31 protein-coding genes and 1 pseudogene are annotated in these 20653 nt (G+C 62.3%); 24 read left to right on the plus strand and 8 right to left on the minus strand.

The window, feature by feature from the left end:
- Positions 1–11: 11 nt before the first annotated feature.
- From QMX96_RS06295 to QMX96_RS06320, 6 genes are read right to left on the minus strand one after another with little or no spacing between them, the layout of a single operon-like run.
- Positions 12–452, minus strand: a complete 441-nt coding sequence (locus QMX96_RS06295) for a RusA family crossover junction endodeoxyribonuclease (RefSeq protein ID WP_282361427.1) — start codon at positions 450–452, stop codon at positions 12–14.
- A complete protein-coding gene (locus QMX96_RS06300; RefSeq protein WP_282361428.1) occupies positions 445–615 on the minus strand; it encodes a hypothetical protein in 171 nt (56 codons plus the stop codon). Before QMX96_RS06300 ends, QMX96_RS06295 begins: the two co-directional genes overlap by 8 nt.
- On the minus strand, positions 608–1138 hold the full coding sequence (locus QMX96_RS06305; protein ID WP_282361429.1) for a hypothetical protein: 531 nt from the start codon (positions 1136–1138) through the stop codon (positions 608–610). Before QMX96_RS06305 ends, QMX96_RS06300 begins: the two co-directional genes overlap by 8 nt.
- On the minus strand, positions 1131–2111 hold the full coding sequence (locus QMX96_RS06310) for a DnaT-like ssDNA-binding domain-containing protein (protein WP_282361430.1): 981 nt from the start codon (positions 2109–2111) through the stop codon (positions 1131–1133). Before QMX96_RS06310 ends, QMX96_RS06305 begins: the two co-directional genes overlap by 8 nt.
- A 3-nt stretch (positions 2112–2114) precedes the next feature.
- A complete protein-coding gene (locus tag QMX96_RS06315; protein ID WP_349016781.1) occupies positions 2115–2423 on the minus strand; it encodes a CII family transcriptional regulator in 309 nt (102 codons plus the stop codon).
- A gap of 2 nt (positions 2424–2425) precedes the next feature.
- On the minus strand, positions 2426–2671 hold the full coding sequence (locus QMX96_RS06320; protein WP_282361431.1) for a helix-turn-helix transcriptional regulator: 246 nt from the start codon (positions 2669–2671) through the stop codon (positions 2426–2428).
- Positions 2672–2791: 120 nt separating this feature from the next.
- Between QMX96_RS06320 and QMX96_RS06325 the strand changes: the two genes are divergently transcribed.
- The 16 genes and pseudogenes from QMX96_RS06325 (at position 2792) to QMX96_RS06400 (ending at position 13164) form a co-directional block, all read left to right on the plus strand.
- A complete protein-coding gene (locus QMX96_RS06325; RefSeq protein WP_282361432.1) occupies positions 2792–3430 on the plus strand; it encodes an XRE family transcriptional regulator in 639 nt (212 codons plus the stop codon).
- Positions 3431–3442: 12 nt separating this feature from the next.
- Positions 3443–3784: a Rap1a/Tai family immunity protein gene (locus tag QMX96_RS06330; protein WP_282361433.1), complete on the plus strand. Its 342-nt coding sequence runs from the start codon at positions 3443–3445 to the stop codon at positions 3782–3784.
- Positions 3785–4186: 402 nt separating this feature from the next.
- A complete protein-coding gene (locus tag QMX96_RS06335; protein WP_282361434.1) occupies positions 4187–4438 on the plus strand; it encodes a hypothetical protein in 252 nt (83 codons plus the stop codon).
- Positions 4435–4584 (plus strand): hypothetical protein, encoded by a 150-nt coding sequence (locus tag QMX96_RS06340; protein ID WP_282361435.1) that lies wholly within the window; start codon positions 4435–4437, stop codon positions 4582–4584. The genes QMX96_RS06335 and QMX96_RS06340 overlap by 4 nt, the downstream gene beginning before the upstream one ends.
- Complete coding sequence (locus QMX96_RS06345) at positions 4574–4723, plus strand: hypothetical protein (RefSeq protein WP_253086321.1); 150 nt, start codon at positions 4574–4576, stop codon at positions 4721–4723. Before QMX96_RS06340 ends, QMX96_RS06345 begins: the two co-directional genes overlap by 11 nt.
- Positions 4720–5079: a hypothetical protein gene (locus QMX96_RS06350; protein ID WP_282361436.1), complete on the plus strand. Its 360-nt coding sequence runs from the start codon at positions 4720–4722 to the stop codon at positions 5077–5079. The genes QMX96_RS06345 and QMX96_RS06350 overlap by 4 nt, the downstream gene beginning before the upstream one ends.
- 124 nt (positions 5080–5203) lie before the next feature.
- Positions 5204–5965, plus strand: a complete 762-nt coding sequence (locus QMX96_RS06355) for a hypothetical protein (RefSeq protein ID WP_282361437.1) — start codon at positions 5204–5206, stop codon at positions 5963–5965.
- Positions 5952–7586, plus strand: a complete 1635-nt coding sequence (locus tag QMX96_RS06360) for a YqaJ viral recombinase family protein (RefSeq protein ID WP_282361438.1) — start codon at positions 5952–5954, stop codon at positions 7584–7586. Before QMX96_RS06355 ends, QMX96_RS06360 begins: the two co-directional genes overlap by 14 nt.
- Before the next feature lie 14 nt (positions 7587–7600).
- Positions 7601–7801: a hypothetical protein gene (locus QMX96_RS06365; protein ID WP_282361439.1), complete on the plus strand. Its 201-nt coding sequence runs from the start codon at positions 7601–7603 to the stop codon at positions 7799–7801.
- Positions 7802–8329: 528 nt separating this feature from the next.
- Positions 8330–8506, plus strand: a pseudogene (locus QMX96_RS26955) (DNA translocase FtsK); the annotation flags it as partial.
- A 372-nt stretch (positions 8507–8878) separates the two neighbouring features.
- Entirely contained in the window at positions 8879–9490 is a 612-nt protein-coding gene (locus QMX96_RS06375; RefSeq protein ID WP_282361441.1) for a 3'-5' exonuclease, read from the plus strand.
- A gap of 70 nt (positions 9491–9560) precedes the next feature.
- On the plus strand, positions 9561–11432 hold the full coding sequence (locus tag QMX96_RS06380) for a DNA cytosine methyltransferase (RefSeq protein WP_282361442.1): 1872 nt from the start codon (positions 9561–9563) through the stop codon (positions 11430–11432).
- Between the two features lie 39 nt (positions 11433–11471).
- Entirely contained in the window at positions 11472–11786 is a 315-nt protein-coding gene (locus QMX96_RS06385; RefSeq protein WP_282361443.1) for a hypothetical protein, read from the plus strand.
- Positions 11783–11956, plus strand: a complete 174-nt coding sequence (locus QMX96_RS06390; protein WP_282361444.1) for a hypothetical protein — start codon at positions 11783–11785, stop codon at positions 11954–11956. Before QMX96_RS06385 ends, QMX96_RS06390 begins: the two co-directional genes overlap by 4 nt.
- Positions 11953–12780, plus strand: coding sequence for a hypothetical protein (locus QMX96_RS06395; RefSeq protein ID WP_282361446.1), 828 nt, complete (start codon positions 11953–11955; stop codon positions 12778–12780). Before QMX96_RS06390 ends, QMX96_RS06395 begins: the two co-directional genes overlap by 4 nt.
- 90 nt (positions 12781–12870) lie before the next feature.
- On the plus strand, positions 12871–13164 hold the full coding sequence (locus QMX96_RS06400; RefSeq protein WP_078479657.1) for a hypothetical protein: 294 nt from the start codon (positions 12871–12873) through the stop codon (positions 13162–13164).
- 3 nt (positions 13165–13167) lie between these two features.
- On the opposite strand, the gene QMX96_RS06405 is transcribed toward QMX96_RS06400, so the two are convergent.
- On the minus strand, positions 13168–13464 hold the full coding sequence (locus QMX96_RS06405; protein ID WP_282361447.1) for a hypothetical protein: 297 nt from the start codon (positions 13462–13464) through the stop codon (positions 13168–13170).
- Between the two features lie 183 nt (positions 13465–13647).
- On the opposite strand from QMX96_RS06405, the gene QMX96_RS06410 reads away from it, so the two are divergent.
- Genes QMX96_RS06410 through QMX96_RS06430 form a run of 5 tightly spaced genes read left to right on the plus strand, consistent with a single transcriptional unit; the run spans position 13648 to position 15285 of the window.
- On the plus strand, positions 13648–13974 hold the full coding sequence (locus tag QMX96_RS06410; RefSeq protein ID WP_282361448.1) for a hypothetical protein: 327 nt from the start codon (positions 13648–13650) through the stop codon (positions 13972–13974).
- Complete coding sequence (locus QMX96_RS06415) at positions 13971–14357, plus strand: phage protein NinX family protein (RefSeq protein WP_282361449.1); 387 nt, start codon at positions 13971–13973, stop codon at positions 14355–14357. The genes QMX96_RS06410 and QMX96_RS06415 overlap by 4 nt, the downstream gene beginning before the upstream one ends.
- Before the next feature lie 43 nt (positions 14358–14400).
- Positions 14401–14598, plus strand: a complete 198-nt coding sequence (locus tag QMX96_RS06420) for a hypothetical protein (protein ID WP_176515927.1) — start codon at positions 14401–14403, stop codon at positions 14596–14598.
- Positions 14599–14650: 52 nt separating this feature from the next.
- A complete protein-coding gene (locus QMX96_RS06425) occupies positions 14651–14968 on the plus strand; it encodes a hypothetical protein (protein ID WP_282361450.1) in 318 nt (105 codons plus the stop codon).
- 38 nt (positions 14969–15006) lie between these two features.
- On the plus strand, positions 15007–15285 hold the full coding sequence (locus QMX96_RS06430) for a pyocin activator PrtN family protein (protein WP_253086303.1): 279 nt from the start codon (positions 15007–15009) through the stop codon (positions 15283–15285).
- Here the strand turns inward: QMX96_RS06430 and QMX96_RS06435 are convergent.
- The gene (locus tag QMX96_RS06435) at positions 15254–16396 is read right to left on the minus strand and encodes a tyrosine-type recombinase/integrase (RefSeq protein WP_282361451.1); all 1143 of its coding nucleotides are present in this window, start codon (positions 16394–16396) and stop codon (positions 15254–15256) included. The genes QMX96_RS06430 and QMX96_RS06435 overlap by 32 nt on opposite strands.
- Positions 16397–16497: 101 nt before the next feature.
- Here QMX96_RS06435 and dusA point away from each other — a divergent pair, with 101 nt between their 5' ends.
- From dusA to QMX96_RS06450, 3 genes are all read left to right on the plus strand, one after another.
- Positions 16498–17508, plus strand: coding sequence for a tRNA dihydrouridine(20/20a) synthase DusA (gene dusA / locus QMX96_RS06440; protein WP_282361453.1), 1011 nt, complete (start codon positions 16498–16500; stop codon positions 17506–17508).
- 120 nt (positions 17509–17628) lie between these two features.
- Positions 17629–18555 (plus strand): transaldolase, encoded by a 927-nt coding sequence (gene tal / locus QMX96_RS06445; protein WP_236176614.1) that lies wholly within the window; start codon positions 17629–17631, stop codon positions 18553–18555.
- Between the two features lie 174 nt (positions 18556–18729).
- Complete coding sequence (locus QMX96_RS06450; protein WP_282361454.1) at positions 18730–20616, plus strand: alkaline phosphatase D family protein; 1887 nt, start codon at positions 18730–18732, stop codon at positions 20614–20616.
- Positions 20617–20653: the final 37 nt, after the last annotated feature.

Below are 20653 nucleotides of genomic sequence, written 5' to 3' on the forward strand. Positions count from 1 at the left end.
TGTGTTGCGGGTCAAGCTGCACTCTCCAGCGGCACAATCCGGACGTGAACGCCCGGCACTTCGCCGTAGCGCTTGCGTACGAACGCATCCACGACCTGCACGTCGTCCTTCCACACAACGCCGTTGAGGCCGTCGTAGATGGCCTTGATCACGTTGTCCATGTCGGGCTTCTTGGTTGGAAATACCTCGCCGGCCAGGGCCTGGGCCTTCCAGCGCTTCGACTTCGATGCAGGCACGGCCATCACGATGCGCAGCTCAACCAGCACAGCGCCTTCCAGCAGCGTGCGGCCGGCCATTGCGGTGGTGCCGGCCATGGCGATGAGGCCTTCGTAGCCGGCGGTCTTGGCCGGCGTGTACATGCGGGCATGCCCGGCGATGGTGCTGACCCGTGGTCTGCCCTTCCCTACTGGCTCGCCCGGGACCAGGAACGAAACTGGCTTGAGGTCATTCATTGGCTGCCGCCTTACCCAAGGCATCACGGGTATCGAGCAAGCGGCGAATTTGCGCCTGTATCTCCCCAGCGCGGTCCAAGTGGACGTTTGCTATTGCGACCTCTTCGGCCTGCTCGGCTAACAGTTCGTCAATACGTCCATAGAAATTCTTTGCGTCATGCATGGTTGTCTCTCCGGATGCCCATCTTGGCCAGCAGCAGAGCGCGCGCGGCCTTCGGGTCGGTTGGTATGTTCTGTGCGGCGATGATCTGGTTCTGGCGCCAGTCGGCGTGCTCCATCGCCAGTTCAAGCTCGGACTTCTGCGAGTCGTGACCGATACCGGCCGGGATCTTGCCGTCGAGCGGCTGGGCGTTCTGGGCGCGGCGCAGAACGATGGCGTAGTTGCGTTCGAAGTGCTGGCGGACCAGCTTGTTGCTCGGCGTGGCGGTGCGCAGTTCGAACAAGCCTGTCTGTTCGGCGGCAACGCGTACGGCCTCATGGCTGTACTTGCCGGCCAGAGCCTCGATCCAGGCCTGGGCCTCGGGCGGGAACCCGGGCATCTGCAGGCACAGCGAACGGAAGACGTTTGCCGGTGGTGGCCAGTCGAATTCCTGCCCGCGCTCGACCAGCGCGCTCATGCCCGCGGCCAACTGGAATCTGTCCAGGCCTGCCAGCACAGTGGCCCAGGAGTGATTGGGGTCAGCCAATTCTCCAAAACTCGACGTCCAGCGGTGGCCGTACATCTCCGCCATCTTGAGCCATAGCTTCTCCAGCATTGGCAGTGGCAGCTTCGGCTTGCTCTCGCCGTTGTCGTTCGGCGATACCCGCCTTGACTCGCCCGACAGCTGAACGATCTTGGCGCTGGTATCCACCGCCTTGCCCAGCAGGCTCTTGGCTCCCGGTGCGGTGCGGATTGGTGTTTGCTTTGGAAGATCCATGGGTATACCCCCCGGCCTGGGCCTGGCGAAGTTGGTGTTTCAAGTGGTCGACCAGTTGGTATTCCCACTGGGCTTGGGATTGCTCTTTCTGTGGCCTGACGTGCCAGTAGGAGCAGAACGCGGCCAGGCGCTCGGGAGTGAGCGCATCGACCGGTACGGAATTTTTGAAGGCGATTGCCTTGAAGGATTTCTGGACGGGTTCCCAGCCATCGAGCGGCATCGGAAAATGCCCCTCGCGCGGTAGTACTACCATAGGATTAACGGATATCGGAGGTAGGTTGCTGATCGGCGTTCCCGCTGATTCTGATGCGGTTGCTGATCCATCTTCTAGATCGCTGAAACCCTCTGATTCCGTGGCCTCTGGCGATTCTTCCTGTGGTTGTTGATGTGGTTGCTGATCGGGATGTTCATCGGTTGCTGATCGTTTGGACGCACCATCCCAGTCCGCGTTTGGCAGCTGGAAAACAAGGGGCCCAATGGGGGTGATGACACCGATGCTGATCAGGCGATCAACGAGCGAGCGGACCTTCTGCCTGGTAGGGGATCCAGACTCATGCCGCCCGCGTGTAGGGGCAATATACAGCTCTTCACGGAACATTTGTTCGCTGAGGCGCCGAACGACACCAGATACCCCGGTCCTGTAGTCCATAAACCGGCGAATGGCGCAGTACAGCTTGAAGACGTCCGCCGGCTCATCGGCAAGGGCGCCCCACTCTGCGTCATTGATCTGGAAGGCAGGCACGGTCTATTCCTCGTCCAACTGGTCGACGTGCTGCACATGCTCCATCCAGCGCTTGGCCTGGTGCAGGATCGCTTCAATGTCGCGCTGGTTGAAGCAGCGCATTTCCATCGGGACGATCTTCAGGTCGAGCACTGCAAGGATCTCGGCGAACTGCTGGAACTTCTCCGGCTTCATGCGGCTGATCGTTGCTTCATCGCAACCGACTGCAAGCGCAACCGGGCCATTACCAACCGACGCAAGCCGCTGCATGAGAACGGCCATGTTCTTGCGGGACCTTACAAGTTGGTCCTGGCTTAATGCGGTTGTCGACATGGTCAGGCCGCCGCTTCGTCAGTCCCGGTGCTGGTGAAACGCTCCGGGTACAGGATGTGAATCTCGGTCAGGTCGCCTTCGAAGACCTGGACCAGCTTTTCAGCCAGGCCAGTCGAAGCGCGCTGGGCACCACCCTCAACGCGGGAGAGGTTTCCCGAGTCGACGCGGTCGCCCAGGGCAGCCAGACGGGCCGTTACATCGGCCAGCGTCCAATTGCGGGACAGTCGTGCTCGTTTCAGCGGGGACATGGCAATCGCCTTATATGGGTATGGTTCCGCAGCAAGTTTGCGCAATGCGCAAATAAAGCGCAAGCGGAAATTTGCGCAGAGCGCTTTGCGTGCCACGCATCAGAAAAGAAGAATCAGCACATGGATATCGGACAAATCATCAGAAAGGCGCGAAAGGCCAAGGGCTGGACGCTGGAAGAGCTCGCACACCGGATCGGTACAGACGCCGGCAACATGTCGCGCCTGGAGCGGGGAAAACAAGGCGCGAGCAGAGAGTTGCTGGCGAAGGTGCTCAACGAGCTGAATATCAGCCTGACCCAGGCCGGGCAGCTCGACGAAGGAAGCAACGTGGCTGTAGCTCTTCAGCCAACACGCAAGGACAAGGAGTACCCATTGATCAGCTGGGTTATCGCGGGGGACTGGACCGAGTCGCCCGATAACTGCCACCCTGGCGACGCCGAAAGCTGGGTTGCATCGACAGAGAACGCAGGCAACCACGGGTTTTGGCTCAACGTGCGCGGCGACTCGATGACCTGTGCTGGCAATCCAAGCTTTCCGGCGGGATCACTGATCCTGGTGCGTCCAGAAGCGGATGTGATCAGCGGCAAGTACTACGTCGTTGAAATGCTGGACAGCGGCGAGAAGACCTTCAAGCAGTACGTGGAAGATGCGGGCCTGAAGTACTTGCGCCCCCTGAACCCGAACTACCGCACGATCGAGATCAACGGCAACTGCAGGTTCATCGGCCGTGTGATTGACGCAAAAATGACAGGTCTATAAGGAGATCGGCCCATGCGTTTGTTGAAAGGACTTTCCCTTGCGGTGGCGCTCACTGCCCCCATTTCAAGTTTTGCCTATACCGGGAACGAGCTTCAGGACTGGGCCAGGTCGTTTGAGTTGAGCCAGCAGAACCGTACCTTGGACTGGAAGAGCAGCATGCTGGTTGGTTACGTGGCTGGAGTCGCAGAGACGGTTCGTGGAATTCTGATATGCCCCACGACTAAAGCGACTCACCTACAGGGCGCAGCGATCGTTTCGAAGTTCATCCGAGCCAATCCAGAAAGATGGTCGGAGCAGGCTTCCGATCTCGTCGTGGCAGCTTTGCTAACAGCTTATCCAGCCTGCAAAACCTGATATCACGAAATTTGTAGCCCTCAGTCCCGCCACTCGGCGGGATTTTTTTTGCTCTCACATTATTTTTTGCGCTTGACGCAAACAAAACTTTGCGCATAATGCAATCCATACCTTGCGCACTACGCAAATTCACGCAAGGGATGGCAGCGAGCCGAAGCCTATTCGGTACAGGGGAAGCCTCACCCCAGGTGCGCAGCGTCGAGCACCGCATAAACGAGAGCCGACAGCATGCAGAGCGTGGTCGGCTGTCGGGCTCTCAGAGCCCCCGAGATGAACTACCGAGAAATCCTCGGCAGTTCGGCCCAGCCCACCGTGGCGTGAAACGGAGGCCAGCTCCAAGGAACATTCCACTTCTGCACCTGGGCGACCGGGTGCATCGGGGAATCAACCGAGGACACCACCATGTTCAACCCAACCGCCCTACCCCTGTTCAATGAACGTGTTCGCAAGGTGCTGGAGGCGCCGCCGGTTGACCTGGTGGCCACCGAAAGTGAACTCAGCTACGCCGCCGGCATGGTTGCCTACGCCTTGGCCCGTGGCGATATCGGCAGCGAAGAACACAACCTGATGCTCATGCGCATCGACATGGCGCGCTACAGCGCTCTGGCCCGCACGCTGCGGAACGAGCGCATCGAACGAGTGGCGCAGCAGTGAGCGCCTACGACTTGTGGCTCGACCCGCCCGACGACGAGCCGGCCCCCTTCGAAGACGATGCCGAGCCGGACGATCACCCGTTCCAGGCCGGCGACTGGCGCTCTGATGAGCGCGACATTCAGCTGGAGACCCGCTATGACCAGTAAGTGCCTGGGCTTCATCGCCCCCACCGCCCAAGCAATGATCGAAGCCCTGCACCGTCAGGGCTTTTTTCTGGTCGGCGATCTGCCGGCGGGCACCAAGATCAGCATTCGCCGCCGCATGTTCGTCGTGAGGTTTCCATGAGCGAAATGAGTCTTCCCCCACTCGGCTCAACCGTGACGATCGTGAAAATTGGCCTCCCCATCTGGCCAGAGGCCGAGCAGTTCATTGGGGCTAACTGCACGCTCTGCGCGGTCTTCGATACCGATGGCACCTTGATGGTTGCCGTTGAGCACCAGGAAGAAGGCATCTGCTGCTGCTTCCAAGCTCGCATGGTGCGTACGCCTGAACAGATGCAGGCCGAAGCCAGGCAAGTTGGGGTTGATGACCTCGCCCATGAAATTGCCGGGTATATGGGCCGCGACGACCCATACGACATCGATAACCGGCTTGCCGCTTACCTATACGACCAACGTTTTCGCCGGTTACCGCCGCAATGACCCATGCACAACGCCAACGTCGCCACCTGATCTGGCGCGGCGCCCTCAACTCCCTTCTTGGCTGGACCGGTTGGCTGCTGCTGATCGGGCTGGCTGACCTTGTCACCCGATAGGAACCCCGCTCATGAGCGATTTAGCAATCAAACCCACGTTCAGTTTGGCGCCGCAAAACATCGATGAGGCGCTGAAATTCGCCGACTACCTGTCCAAGTCGACCATCGTGCCGAAGGACTTCGCCAACAACGCCGGCAACATCCTGGTTGCCATTCAGTGGGGGATGGAACTGGGCCTGCAGCCCATGCAGGCCATGCAGAACATCGCCGTCATCAACGGTCGACCGGCGCTGTGGGGTGACGCGGTGATCGCCCTGGCCCGCAGTTCGCCGCTCTGCGAATACATCTACGAGAGCGACGACGGCGAGACGGCCACCTGCCGCGTGAAGCGGCGCGGCGAGGAAGAACAGTCGCGCACGTTCAGCATGACAGACGCCAAGCTGGCCGGCCTGTCCGGCAAGTCCGGCCCTTGGTCCCAGTACCCGAAGCGGATGCGCCAGTTGCGGGCCCGAGCCTTTGCTTTGCGCGACGTATTCCCCGATGTGCTGCGCGGCATGCCGATGGCCGAAGAGCTGCAGGACATCCCGACAGAGCGGGAACTGAACCAGGCGCACGTGCGCAAGGACGATGAGCCTAAGCAACTGCCGGCCTACCCCGACAGCAAGCTCGAAGAGAACGCGGACAATTGGCGCTCGATGATCGGCGCCGGCCGCACCAGCCCCGATCACCTGCTGGCGAACCTGACCAGCAAGTACACCGTTACCCCCGAGCAGATCGAGCGCATCCAGGCGCTTGCCCCCATTGAAGGAGATCACACCGATGCAAGTGCATAACGTTCAGCAGGGCACGCCTGAGTGGCACGCCCTCCGCGCAAGCTACTTCACAGCTTCGGAGGCGCCCGCGATGATGGGCGCCTCGAAGTACCAGACCCGCACCGACCTGCTGGCCATGAAGAAGACTGGCATCGTCGAAGAGGTAACCCCGCAGCAGCAGGCCATCTTCGACCGTGGCCATGCTACCGAAGAGCTGGCCCGCCCCCTGGTCGAGGAAATGCTGGGCGAAGAGCTCTACCCCATCGTTGGAACAAGCGGCAACCTGCTGGCCTCGATGGACGGGGCCACGATGCTGGGTGACACACTCTTCGAGCACAAGCTGTGGAACCAGGGAGTAGTCGCGCAGATCCGCGCCGGCGAATTGCAACCCCACTACTACTGGCAGTTGGAGCAGCAGCTGCTGGTCAGTGGCGCCGAACGCGTGATATTCGTGTGCTCGGATGGCACGAAGACCAACTTCGAGCACCTGGAATACCGGCCCGTGGCCGGCCGCCGGGAGCAACTGGTGGCCGGCTGGGCCCAGTTCGAGGAAGACCTGGGTGCGCTCGAGGTGAAAGAGGCCAAGGCCGAAGTGATCGGCGCTGCGCCTGACCAGTTGCCGGCCCTGCGCATCGAAGTCACCGGCATGGTTACCGCGAGCAACCTGGACGCTTTCAAGTCCCACGCCTTGCAGGTGTTCAGCAGCATCAACACCGACCTCAAGGATGACCAAGACTTCGCAGACGCTGAAAAAACGGTGAAGTGGTGCGGTGATGTCGAATCCCGGCTGGAAGCTGCCAAACAGCACGCCCTGAGCCAGACCGAGAGTATCGACGCTCTGTTCAAGGCGATCGACGATATCAAGGAAGAAGCCCGACGCAAGCGTCTGGAGCTGGAAAAGCTGGTGAAGAACCGCAAGGACACCATCCGTAGCGATATCGTCATGGATTCGGCCAAGGCCCTTCAGGACCATATCGACCAGATCAACGGAACGCTCGGCGGTCGCATCCGCATGCCGCGCGTTCCGGCGGACTTCGCCGGCTCCATCAAAGGCAAGAAGACTGTTGCCAGCCTCAATGAAGCCGCCGGGGCCGAGCTGGCCCGGGCCAAGATCGGGGCCAGCCGCATCGGAGATGGCATCCGCACCAACCTGGCCAGCCTGAACGAACTGGCCGCCAACCATAAGTTCCTGTTCGCGGATGCCCAGGAACTGGTGCTGAAGGCCAACGACGACCTGGTCGCGCTGATCAAGGTGCGGATCAACGAGCACGAGCAGGAAGAGCAGAAGCGCCGCGATGCTGAGCTGGCCCGCGAGCAGCAGCGCCAGCAGGAAGAAGCCAAGCAACCAGCGGTCGAACAGATCCACAACCCAGACCCTGAACCAGTGGCTGCGGCAACGCCGATCACCAGTGCAACGCCGGTTACCCAGGCGGTCACTGACGACGGCCAGCGCATCAAGCTGGGCGATATCAGCGCCCGCCTTGGCTTCACGCTGCCGGCAGACTTCCTGAGCTCGCTTGGCTTCGACGCCGTTGCAACGGAGCGTTCGGCAAAGCTGTACCGCGCCAGCGACTTCCCGCGCATCTGCGCCGCGCTGATCAACCACATCCAAGCTGTGCAGGCCAGCCGCGCCGCTGCCTGACAGGAGAACCAGCCATGGCCGCCCAGACCGTGGAAGAGCTGTACGACCGAGTCGAGGAATTCAGCGCCCTGCTTGCCGCCGCGGAACTTCACGCGTCGGGCGCTTGGGAAGACGAGTTCGTCGAGAGCCTGCGAGCCAACTTCAAGCGCCATGGCCCGCGCACCCTTCTGAGTCCACACCAGCAGAAAAAGCTGGAACAAATCGGCAAATACTGAGGATCACCCATGAAAGTTGAACACAAAGAAGCCATCGACCGCGCTCGCCGCCACGGCATCCAACCCATGGTCTTTGCCCACGAGCTGATGGTGCACGACCTGGTGGAGGCGGCGCTGTTCGAACTGCGCAACGTGAAAGTGCCGTTCAGCCGCCTGGGCGAAGACGATCAGCAGGAGGTGATCGACCGCATCACCAAAATTGCTGAAGAGGCGGTGATGACCGCCGTCGGCATCATCAGCACCCGCAGTGTCGACACCATCCCGATGACTGTGGTCGACGCCAAGTTCAAGGCGAAGGCCATCACGGTGACCGCGTCCATCGATGCCCAGGACCCCAACCGGCATGGCCTGATCGATGTTGCCGGAAAGCTGTGCCTGATGGTGCTGGCCCCGGCCGACTATAACGAAGGCAAGGACGGTATCCGCGCCGAGCGCGACCAGCATGAACTGCCGCTGAGCGCTTCCGAGATCGTGGCCGGCATGGGCTTTGAGCGCCAGCAGGAGGAAGAGGAACTGCCGGACGGGCCTGACCCGCTCTACCAGGAAGCGCTGGTCTTCGTGCGGGAGACCCGTCGACCTTCAATCTCGGTGGTCCAGCGGCACCTGAAGATCGGCTACAACCGCGCAGCACGCATGCTCGAGCAGATGGAAGCCGACGGTGTGGTCACCGCCATCAACACAACCGGCGCCCGCGAGGTGATCGCGCAGTCTGAGCAACACCCGGTCGACAAGATCCTTGAGCAGGACAGCACCGGCAGCACCGTTCTGGGCAAGGAATTCGGCGACTTCAACTACGACGACGCCAAGCAGCTGATCGTGCTTAAGGCCCAGGCCAAGCCATTCAAGCCGCACTGGGTACAAAGCCGCCTGGCGATCAGCAGCGAACAAGTAACTACCCTGCTGGTGCGCCTGCTCGACGACAACGTCATCGAGGTGGAAGCCGAGGGCGAATCGGCCCTGGACCACAGCTACAAGGTCGTGGCCACCCTGGAAGACGTGGTCGCCTGATCCTCAGCCCATCGCAGCAACACCCACAGGCGCCTCCGGGCGCCTTCTTTTTGCCTGAAGGAAATCACCATGTCCGATCTGATCTGCATCTTCGACACCGAAACCACCGGCCTGCCGCTGTTCCGTGACCCCAGCGACGATCCGCGCCAGCCGCACATCGTCGACATCTGCGCCCTGCTCTACACCCCCCAGGGCGATCTGGTCGACAGCTTCGAAGCAATGGTGCGCCCAGACGGCTGGGACATTCCCAACGAAGTTTCGGTCATCCACGGCATCACCAACGAGCTCGCGCTTGAGCACGGCATCCCGGAGCAGGAAGCGTTGGAAGGCTTCATGCGCATCTGGCGCCAGGCCGGCCTGCGTGCAGCCCACAACGTGTCGTTCGACGATCGCATCCTGCGCATCGGCCTGATGCGCTTCTTCGGTACCGAGGTGGCCGACGAATACCGCGCCGGCGACAAGTTCTGCACCTGCCAGACCACCACCAACATCGTGCAGTGCCCGCCCACTGCCAAGATGATCGCCGCCGGACGGGGCAAGCAGTTCAAGCAGCCCACCGTGGCCGAGGCCCTGAAGTTCTTCACCGGCGAAGACCTGGTCGGCGGCCACCGCGCCCGGCCAGACACCGAGGCCTGCGCCCGCGTGTACTTCGCGCTCCAGGCCTACCAGTCGGCGGCCTGACCTCTTTCGGCGCTGCCCGCCAGCGCCTACCCCGCCTCAACGAATCACGCCAACCCGGCGAGGAACGCCCATGTCTGCACTTCAGAAAATGCCCCCATTCGACTTCAAGACCCAGTACAACCTGGGTTTCAGCCCACAAGACGATGAGATCGTGGTTGATTTCTTCTGCGGTGGCGGCGGTGCCGGTACTGGCCTGGAGATGGGACTGGGCCGCGCGGTGACCGTGGCCAAGAACCACAACCCCGCAGCAATCAGCATGCACACCGCCAACCATCCCCACGCCAGGCACTACACCACCGACGTCTTCGAAGGTGACCCGGACGAGGAATGCCAGGGCCGGCCGGTGGGCTGGTTCCACATGAGCCCGGATTGTACTCACCACAGCCAGGCGGCCGGCGGCCAGCCGCGCAAACGCGAGATCCGCAACTTGTCTTGGATCGGCCTCAAGTGGGCCGGCAAGAAGAAGCCACGGGTGATCAGCCTGGAGAACGTGAAGCAGATCCTGCAATGGGGCCCGCTGATCGCAAAGCGCGACAAGGCGACCGGACGCGTGGTTACCCTTGACCTGGTACCGCATCCGTCCAATCCGAAGAAGACCGTAAACCGCGTGGCCGAGCCAGGCGAACAGGTACCGGCATCCAATCAGTTCCTGGTACCGAACCCCAAGCGCCGTGGCATCACCTGGCGCCGCTTCGTCCAGTTGCTGGAAGGCATGGGCTACCAGGTGGAATGGCGCATTATCAAGGCCTGCGGCTTCGGCGCGCCGACCAGCCGGGAACGGCTGTTCATGATCGCCCGCTGCGACGGCCAACCCATCGTGTGGCCGGAGCCAACACACGCGAAGAAGCCCTCCAAGGGCCAGCAGAAGTGGCGCACGGCCGCCGACTGCATCGACTGGACGTTGCCCAGCAAGAGCATCTTCGGGCGCAAGAAGGCGCTGGCCGACGCCACGCTGCGCCGGGTAGCCAAGGGCATGAAGAAGTTCGTGCTGGACAACCCGCAACCCTTCATCGTGCCGATCGCGAACTGGTCTGGCGAACTCGCCCAGTCAGCGCACGAGCCTCTGCGCACCATCACCTCTTGGCCGCGCGGCGGATCGTTCGCCATGGCCAGCCCCACCCTAGTCGGGGTTGGCGGCCGAGCAGGGCAGACCGAGCCGCGCCGAGGCGATGACCCGATGTACACCATAACCGCCAAGGCCGACACGGCACTGGCATCGGCCCACCTGGTTAAGTTCAGGTTCAACAGCGAGGGCTCTCCGATCACCGGACCGGTTCCGACTATCACCAGCGGCGGCAACTACAAGCGGCCGGCGGGCGCTGCGCACGCCATGGGCATCTGCACAGCGTTCATCGAGCAAGCCAACGGCGGCTTCAACACCACCCCAGCCAAGGGCGCGGACGAGCCGCTGACCACGGTCACCAACACAGGCAGCCAGCAGCGCCTGGCCACCGCCAGCCTGGCCACGCTGCGCCGCAACTGCATCGGGCGTGCAGTAGATGACCTGGTGCCGACAATGACCGCCGGTGCCGAGCACCACGCCCTGGTCGAGTACAAGCTGTCGCCGGAGCATGAGGAAGGCGCCCTGCGCGTCGCGGCCTTCCTGATCAGCTACTACGGCGCCAGCCACGCCAGTGATGCTGCCGAGCCGGCGCCGACGATCACCACCAGGGACCGCCTGGCCCTGGTCACGGTGTTCGTGAAAGGCACGCCCTACGTGATCGTCGACATCTGCCTTCGCATGCTGCAGCCACACGAGCTCTACCGAGCCCAGGGCTTCCCAGATAGCTACATCATCGACAAGGGCGCCGACGGAAAGCCGTTCACCAAGACCGAACAGGTGCACATGTGCGGGAACAGCGTCAGCCCACCGCCGATGGCGGCCTTGGCCCGGGCCAACGATCCATGGCGAACCGTTGAAGCTCAAGCCGCAGCAGCCTGAAACCACGACCGCCGGTGTAGCCACCGGCCTGGAGCACTCATGAACCCCACCGCCCAGGCGGCCCTTGACCGGGCCCGCCAGCCTACCCCTGCGCCTGTCTTCTCCACGGAGGCGGCCCGGCCAAACAAGCCCATCACGCTGCCGGCGATCACCGGCCCTATCAACCACTTCATGCGCCTGCAGGCGCGCGAGGAAGCCCGCGACCTGGTGCTGTCGATGCGCGCGACGCTGGCCTGGCCCAATGGCCTGGCCCAGGTGATCACGCGGCTCAAACTGGCAGCGGTGGGCAGGCCTGACAGCCACGTCGCCGGCTATCAGGACATCATCGAATGGCTGGAGGCACACGCCGAATGACCGCCTTTCGCCGCAAGACCAAGATCCGCGGGCGCCCGATGGGGCCTCTCGACCTGAACGTGATCTTCGACATCTGCAACAAGTCGCGGGCACACGGCAACCACCAGAAATGCAGCGCAACGCGCAAGGCCATGGCCGAAGAGCGGCGGGCAAAGGAGAACAAATCGTGAGCAACACCGAACAGATGGTCAGCGTGCCGCGCGTGCCGACTCGTGAAATGCTCAATGGCGTGTGCATGCACCCGGACCTTGCAAGGTCCCTCTGGAGTGCACTGTTGAAGAATGCGCCGAAGCCATCCGGGCAGCCCATGGGCTGGGTCTACGATGGCGGTCAAGAGTTCACCAGCGATCCTGATCGCGCACACGACCTGCGCGCCGAGGGCATTGAGCTGACTGCCGTTTACGGCCACGCCCACCACCAGGGCGAGCCGGTGGCGCGTGTCGAGATTGGCGCCGACCGCAACGCAGCGCTGACCATCACAGATGAAAACTGGCTGCGCTCGCTTAAAGACCATGGCGCCCACCAACTGGTGCCGCTCTACGCAAACGCTGGCGAGGTTGAGCGGCTGCGCGCAAGCGAAAAGTCCCTTGCTACCGATCTCGCCGAGTCACTGAAGCAGCAGTGTGCAGACATGCGGACGATTGACGCCCTGCGCGCCCAGCTGGCCGAGCGGGATGCGCTGCTGCGTATCGTCCGCGAGCAAGGGCTGAATCCTGTAACTGCTGCCGCCATCCGTATCGCCCTATCCGCCAGCGCAGAGCCGATCCCGTTCCCTGGCTATCCGCCCGTACCGGAAGATCGCAAGCTACCGGCAGAGCCGAGCGCGCAGGTTGAGCGGGATGAGCGGGCGGAGTTTGAGTCTGCTCATGTGGCGAAACGCTTTAACTTCAACCGGAAAACCGTGCTTGGCATGCTCGGGGAGTACGGAAATCCGTACGTCCAGTCATCATGGGAAGGATGGCAAGCCCGCGCCGCCCTGGAGCGCATGCCATAGCAGGAGAACATTTGTACTCCACCCGACGAAGCGCCATCGACGACCGCGCGAAGCGGGCACAAAATACTGTTTATTTGAACAGTACTCTCTATGCACTTCCTCATCGTTCCAATGCGCGTGCGCGGCGTGCCGCGTAGCCAGAAAGAGATCCGCGCATTCAATCCGATCCGCGGTGACGTGCATTTACGCCTGGATGAGTTCGCGCCGCTGGGTCGGGCTTCGAACTCGGCGTCGATCCTCAAAGTTCACCCGGGCGAGCCTGATCTGCCGCCCTTGTATGAAGCAGTCATGACTGGTATGTCCACTCTGGGCGCGACGTTCACAGGAATCGAGATCATCGAAGGCGTTGCTTACGCCCAGAGTTGGTGGGTTCGCATCCCTTGAGATTTAGGCCTGCTTAGCAACTGCACGAGCTGGTTCCGGCTCGACTGCAATGCGGCGAGCTCTACCTACGCCCCATGCCAAGGCGCGTGTCATTGATTCTTGCGGGCGTGAATCGTAAGCCTCTTCGAGAATGGCCACACCACATGCGGCATACACACCGATAAACAGTTGTGTGGCGCCAGTCCTCGACAGCCTCACCTGAACGTCGATGGTTGTACCGTCGTCGAGCATTTCGTCGTGAGTTCTGGTGTGCAATCGAGGATCCGCCCACGCCCAGTAACACTCCCCGCGATGTCTCATTTCGGACTCCTTTTTCCGGTTGTTAGCATTTGATCGTATTCAAAATGGCGAGTCTGGCCAGCCTGTTAGGAAGCTCTTTTTCGTATTTCAGACGACCGGCTAAGCAACTTTTACACAACCTGTACACATACAAATAAACGTACAACTTCAATCATTTGCTGCGGCCTGCGGCAGGAGAGAGTCATGCCTGAAGAAATCAAACTGATCCAGCCGACGCCGGTTGTGCGCGACGAATATGGAATGTTCCAGCACCCGGACCTACCCGACTTCGACGAGGGTGATGGCGACAAGTGCAAGGCTTGGATTGCTGAGCAGGGCCTGGAGGTCGGCAAGGTCAGCCTGGAATACGCCGACGAGGCTATAGCTGACAGGTACTTCGAAAGCCACGACCCGGACTGCAGCTACTGGGAACCCTACCGGCCCGATGGTGATGGCTGGTTCTGCCTGGCAATCCACGACACCGACGACGGTCCGGTGTGCTGGTGGGGTCGTAGAGTGGTGACGCCATGACCGACCTGATCGAACTGAAGACGGCCGACCTGGTGGGCGAGCAACTGGCCTGGGCGGTCGCCAAGGCCGAAGGGCTGGATGTGCATGTGGCCAAGCCGCACTACGGCGCACCGACCAGGGTGTTCGTATACTACCGCGGCGAAGCAACCGAGCGGTGCGAGCGGTACAACCCTCACGAGAACTGGGTGCTTGGCGGGCCGCTGAAGACGAAACACCAGATCGGCGATGGCCCAGTGCGGGGCGGCTGGACGGCCTACCCCAGCAGGCCGAATGAGCCCACCGACTGGCTGATAGGCGCAACTCCACTCATCGCCATCTGCAGAGCCGTCATAACCAAAATCACCGGATGGACAGTCCAAGTGCCCAAGGAGCTGATGCCATGATCGCCCTCGCCTACATGGCCTACCTGATCTACAGGGGGCCGTGATGAAGCTGCTCTACCGCATCAATCGCTGGCTTCCATTCGGCGGCCTGCCGATCGCCAAGATCCAACACGGCCGCAACACCTGCACCTTGTACAAAAACGGCTGGGTACTCATCAGCGACGGAAAGAGCACCGACGCTCTCCCGATAAACTTCACCAGCCAGGCCCTGGTCGACGCGTTCGCCGCCGAACTCGCCTAACCCCTCCCCCTACAACTCAAGCCCGCCGACATGCGCGGGCATGGAGAGAATCATGCTCAACTTCTTGGCCCGTCTGTTTAAGCGCAAGAAGAAGCCGGCACAACGCGCCGCGCTCGGCCCGACCGGGTATGCCCGCGGCCACAGCCCGGCAGTCGGAAGGCAAGATCCGATGCTTGATCCGCTCAACCCGTTGAGCCCGGTCAGCCCGTTGCATCCAGCCTACCAGGCCGACAGCTACGAACCACCGCGCAGCACCAGCAGTTCCTGCTCCAGCCGTGACTACAGCAGCTACGACAGCGGCGGCAGTTACTCGTCGAGCGACAGCAGCAGTTCCAGCGATAGCGGGTCTAGCTCCAGCAACTGCTACTGACCACCAACCTGCCGCCACCGGCGGCGTGGAGACCATCTATGAACACAGCATTCCTGCTGATGGCCCAGTACAACGGCCAGGCAATCATCCCCATCGAACTGGTCTGCAAGGACTACTTCGACATCACGCCAACCAAGCTCAAGGCCAAGGTGGCCCGGGGCGAAATCAACCTGCCGCTGGTCTGGATGGAGCCAAGCCAGAAAGGTGCACGCGGCGTCCACCTGAACGACCTGGCGGCCTACATCGACGACCAGCACACCAAGGCCAAGGCCGAGCACGACAAACTCATGGGGCGGGGTCTTCGGCGCGCCTCTTGACTCTCTTCCGGGCCTCGATCACGGGGCCCGCTATCACCTCTTCCAGCATGGCCCAGCCTTCATATGGGTCACCCTTCCCCCGCAGGTGCGTATAGCGCCGCATCGAATTCCAATCCCGGTGACCGGAAACAGAGGCCACTTTCGGGATATCCCACCCCTTTTCGAACAGCCGACTCACGCCGTCATGGCGCAGGTCGTGGAAGTGCAGGTCGTCGATCTCCAGGAAGTTACACGCCCTGGTGAACGATGCCGATATCGACCTCGAGTTGTACGGGAACACCTCGTCGGCAACCCTGGGCATTGACTGCAGCACCCGCCAGGCTTCATCCGGCATGATGCACCAGACGTCGTTCCCATACTTTTGGCCTGGGTTTTTCATGTCGGTGATCAGCGCTGACTGCTCTTCGTCGTTCAGCAGGCTCCAGCGTATGCGCGTGATCTCCTCCTGTCGCCGCGTAGAGAACAGCGCGAAGACGACCACCCGCACCATGTCGATCTCCTGCTTGCGACGGTCACGCACCTCCTGGAAGTACTTGAGGATGCGCTCCAGCTCATCGAGCGTAGGCCGGCGGTTTCGCTCGTTGCTACGGGTCACGGCCCCCATCTTGCGCAACACGCGTCGCGCGTCTGGCATGGCCAGCGGGTCGACCTCATACCCCCATGCCGGACGGGCAACCGACAGTACGGCGCCCAGGTGCGCCAGGTCGTTGCCTACGGTCTGGGCCTGGATGCCGTCCTTCTCCATGCGGCCCATGGCGTACTCCACCAACTTCTGGCTGGTGAGGTCCGTGTCGACCACATCGCCCAGCCACGTCTCCTTGATAGCGTTGAGCGTTGCGCGCTTGGTCTTGCCGAGCGGGCGCAGCTTCTCGTACTGGTCCAGGTACCGCTCGATCATCTCCTTGACCGTTACCCCTGCCCGGCTGGCCTTCTCGATCGCGCCTGGCTCATACAGTTCCGCCTCGCGCTTCCTGATCCAGGCCTGGGCCGTCGCCTTCCGGTCGAACGTTTGGCTTTCCTGATAGACTGTCTCACCCTTTTTCATGATCCGGATCTGCGCGGTGTGCGCCGTCGATCCGTCCTTGCGCTTGCGCTGCGTGATGGTTCCCATGGATTTTGCTACACGACTGCTGGAGGTTGCTACATTGTAGCAACGAGCAAAGAAAAACCAGAAAGAACCGGAACAATCCGGAATCAATCAGAGACACACAAATGCAACAGATTCAGGCACAAACCCCAGCAACTCCAGGCAATACGGTAGTCAGGAGGTTTTCTGTTGCACCGATGATGGACTGGACCGACCGCCACTGCCGCTTCTTCCTGCGCCTGCTGTCGCGCAATGCCTTGCTCTACACCGAAATGGTCACCACCGGCGCCCTGCTGCATGGCGACGCCGAGCGTTTTCTGCGCCATGACGAAGCCGAGTACCCGCTGGCCCTGCAACTGGGTGGCAGCGTGCCGGCGGACTTGGCCGCCTGCGCCGTACTCGCGCAAAACGCCGGCTACAACGAAGTGAACCTCAACGTCGGCTGCCCCAGCGACCGCGTGCAGAACAACATGATCGGCGCCTGCCTGATGGGCCATCCGGGGTTGGTGGGCGATTGTGTCAAGGCCATGCTCGACGCAGTGCAGATCCCGGTCACGGTCAAACACCGCATCGGCATCAACGGCCGCGACAGCTACGCCGAGCTCTGCGACTTCGTCGGCCAGGTACGCGACGCAGGCTGCCGCAGCTTCACCGTACACGCGCGCATCGCCATCCTCGAGGGCCTCTCGCCCAAGGAGAACCGCGAGATCCCGCCACTGCGCTATGACGTTGCCGCGCAGCTCAAGGCCGACTTCCCGGACCTGGAGTTCATTCTCAATGGCGGCATCAAGACCCTCGCCGAATGCCAGCAGCACCTGCAGACCTTCGACGGCGTGATGCTCGGCCGCGAGGCGTACCACAACCCTTATGTACTGGCCGAAGTCGACCAGCAGCTGTTCGGCAGCGACGCCCCGGTGATCAGCCGTAGCGAAGCGCTGGCCAGGCTGCGCCCGTACATCGCCCAGCACCTGCAGAACGGCGGCGCCATGCACCATGTCACCCGGCATATCCTCGGCCTGGGCCAGGGCTTCCCTGGCGCTCGCAAGTTCCGCCAGCTGCTGTCGGTGGACATTCACAAGAGCACCGACCCCCTGGGCCTGCTCGACCAGGTGGGGCTGCTGCTGGAAGGACGCTAGGAACCTGCGCGCGGCTGGACACTCCAATCGTTACCCTCCCCCGATAGCCTGCCGCACAGCCCTTGAGCGGCCGGCAGCGCTCGGGTAATGTCGTCCAACCGCACAGGACAGAGCACGCTCATGACTTCCAAGCTGGAACAACTCAAGCAGTTCACCACGGTCGTCGCCGACACCGGCGATATCGATGCGATCAGCCGGCTCAAGCCGGTCGACGCCACCACCAACCCGTCCCTGTTGCTCAAGGCCGCCGCCATGCCCGGCTATGCCGAGCTGCTCGATGATGCGCTCAAGCACAGCAAGGGCGACCTGGGCCTTGCCTGCGATGCATTCGCGGTATCGGTGGGCAGCGGAATTCTCAAGGTGATCCCGGGCCGTATTTCCACGGAAGTGGACGCCCGTCTGTCCTTCGACCAACCTGCCCTGCTGACCAAGGCGCGCCAATTGATCGAGTTGTACGACAAGGCCGGCATCGGCCGCGACCGCGTGCTGATCAAGCTGGCCTCCACCTGGGAGGGCATCCGCGCCGCCGAGGTGCTGGAAAAGGAAGGCATCCAGACCAACCTGACCCTGCTGTTTTCCTTCGCCCAGGCGGCTGCCTGTGCCGATGCCGGGGTGTTCCTGATTTCGCCGTTCGTGGGCCGTATCTACGACTGGTACAAGAAATCGACCGGCAAGGAGTATGTCGGGGCCGAAGACCCGGGCGTGAAGTCGGTCACGCGTATTTACGATTACTACAAGGCCAACGGCTACGACACCGTGGTCATGGGCGCCAGCTTCCGCAACATCGGCCAGATCGAGCAGTTGGCCGGCTGCGACCGCCTGACCATCAGCCCTGAGCTGCTGCAGCAGCTCAGCGATGACCAGGGCACCCTGGCGCGCAAGCTCACCCCGGGCAAGGCTGGCGAGCCACGTCTGACACTCGACGAAAGCCAGTTCCGCTGGCTCTCCAACGAAGATGCCATGGCCACCGAGAAGCTCGCCGAAGGCATCCGCCAGTTTGCGCGGGATCAGGAGAAACTCGAGGCGTTGTTGGCTGCAAAGGCCTGATACAAATACGGTTTGCCAGGCAAGGTGTGAAGGCGGAGCATTAGTGGTTTTGCACGCTGGATCTTGCAGACCTCTTCGCCGGCAACGCCGACTCCTACAGGGCTGCACGATACTGTAGGAGCCGGCATTGCCGGCGAAGCGCCGAAGGCGCACCCATCCATCTTCGAGTAATCAATGCCCGAAAACACCCCGCTGCCCCTGGTACTGGCCGGCCCGTTGCTGCGCCGCCTGGAGCCCGCGCGCATGGTCCTGTGGCTGGTCGGCTCACAGCCGTTGCAGCCCGAACTGCACCTGCAACACTCCACCGAACACACCCTGAGCTGTCAGGTCATCCCCATCGGCCAGCACGCCTTCGTGCACCTGCTCGATATCCAGCTGAACACCCCACTGCCCACCGACGTGCAGATCGACTACGACGTGCTGGTCGGCGGCCAGGGCATCGCCACCTGGGCCCCACACCTGCTGTATGAAGGCGCCCGCCTGCCCAACTTCGTGATACGCGAGCGTCTCGACCAGTTGTTGCATGGCTCGTGCCGCAAGCCGCACCACCCCGCCGCCGATGGCCTGTTGTGCGCCGACCGCCTGCTGGCCGCGCCCCACGCACCCGCCGAGCGCCCGGCGCTGCTGATGATGAGCGGCGACCAGGTGTACGCCGACGATGTGGCCGGCCCCATGTTGCGGGCCATCCACGGGCTGATCGAGCGGCTGGGCCTGTACCACGAGCACCTGGAAGGCGCCGTGGTGCAGAACAGCGCCGAGCTGTACCGCCACCCGGCCAGCTACTATCACCGTGCCGACCTGCTGCCAGCCCTGGAGAGCAACGAAACCCTGCGCGAGCGCTTTTTCGGCGGCACGCGCAAACCCATCTTCACCAGCAGCAACGCCGACAACCACCTGGTAACCCTGGCCGAGATCATGGCCATGTACCTGCTGGTCTGGTCGCCTGTGCCCTGGACCTTGGTCGACACCCCCATGCCATCAGGCCTGACCACCCAGCGCCAGGCCCGCTACCAGCGCGAACAGCACTGCCTGAAGGGCTTCGTCGAAGGGCTGGACGGCGTGGCGCGGGTACTGGCGCACCTGCCCAGCCTGATGATCTTCGATGACCACGACATCACCGACGACTGGAACCTCTCGGCCCAATGGGAAGAAACCGCCTACGGGCACGCCTTCTCGCGGCGCATCATCGGCAACGCGCTGATCGGCTACATGCTCTGCCAGGGCTGGGGCAACAACCCGGACGTGTTTGGCGAGCTGCTGCAAAGCTGCCAGGCCCTGAGCCACAGCGCCGATGACGACGGCTATTTCGACCGCGCCGCGCAAGATGGCCTGATCAAACAGCTGCTGCGCTTTCAGGAATGGCACTTCGTGCTGCCCACCCAGCCTGCGCTGCTGGTACTCGATACCCGCACACGCCGCTGGCGCAGCGAGAGCAAGCTGCAAAAGCCCTCCGGGCTGCTGGACTGGGAAGCGCTGTGCGAACTGCAGCAGGCCTTGCTGGACCACCCCTCGGCCATCATCGTCTCCCCCGCCCCGCTGTTTGGCGTGAAGCTGATCGAAACCATCCAGCGCGTGTTCAGTTGGTGCGGCTATCCGCTGCTGGTGGACGCCGAGAACTGGATGGCGCACCGGGGGGCGGCGCAGGTGATCCTGAATATCTTCCGTCACTCGCGCACGCCAGGGCATTACGTGATCCTCTCGGGCGACGTGCACTATTCCTTCGTGTACGAGGTAATGATTCGTCACAAACGCGGCGCCCCGCACCTGTGGCAGATCACCAGCAGCGGCATCAAGAACGAATTCCCGCGCCGACTGCTCGATGTGTTCGACCGACTCAATCGCTGGCTCTATGCCCCACGATCACCGTTGAACTGGTTCACCAAGCGCCGCCTGATGCAGGTGGTGCCGCGTACACCCGCGCACAGCAAGGCCGGCGAGCGCCTGTGGAACAGCGCCGGGCTGGGCCAGGTGTTCTTCAACGCGCAGGGGCAGCCCGAGCGCATCTTCCAGCTCAACGCCAACGGCGCGCCGCCCACGGAGTTTCCCCGCGAGGCTGAATGAAAAGGTGAGTTCGGCGCCCGCTACAGGGCGCCAGGAT

Source organism: Pseudomonas sp. PS01300 (assembly GCF_029960155.1).
GTDB lineage: Bacteria > Pseudomonadota > Gammaproteobacteria > Pseudomonadales > Pseudomonadaceae > Aquipseudomonas > Aquipseudomonas palmensis.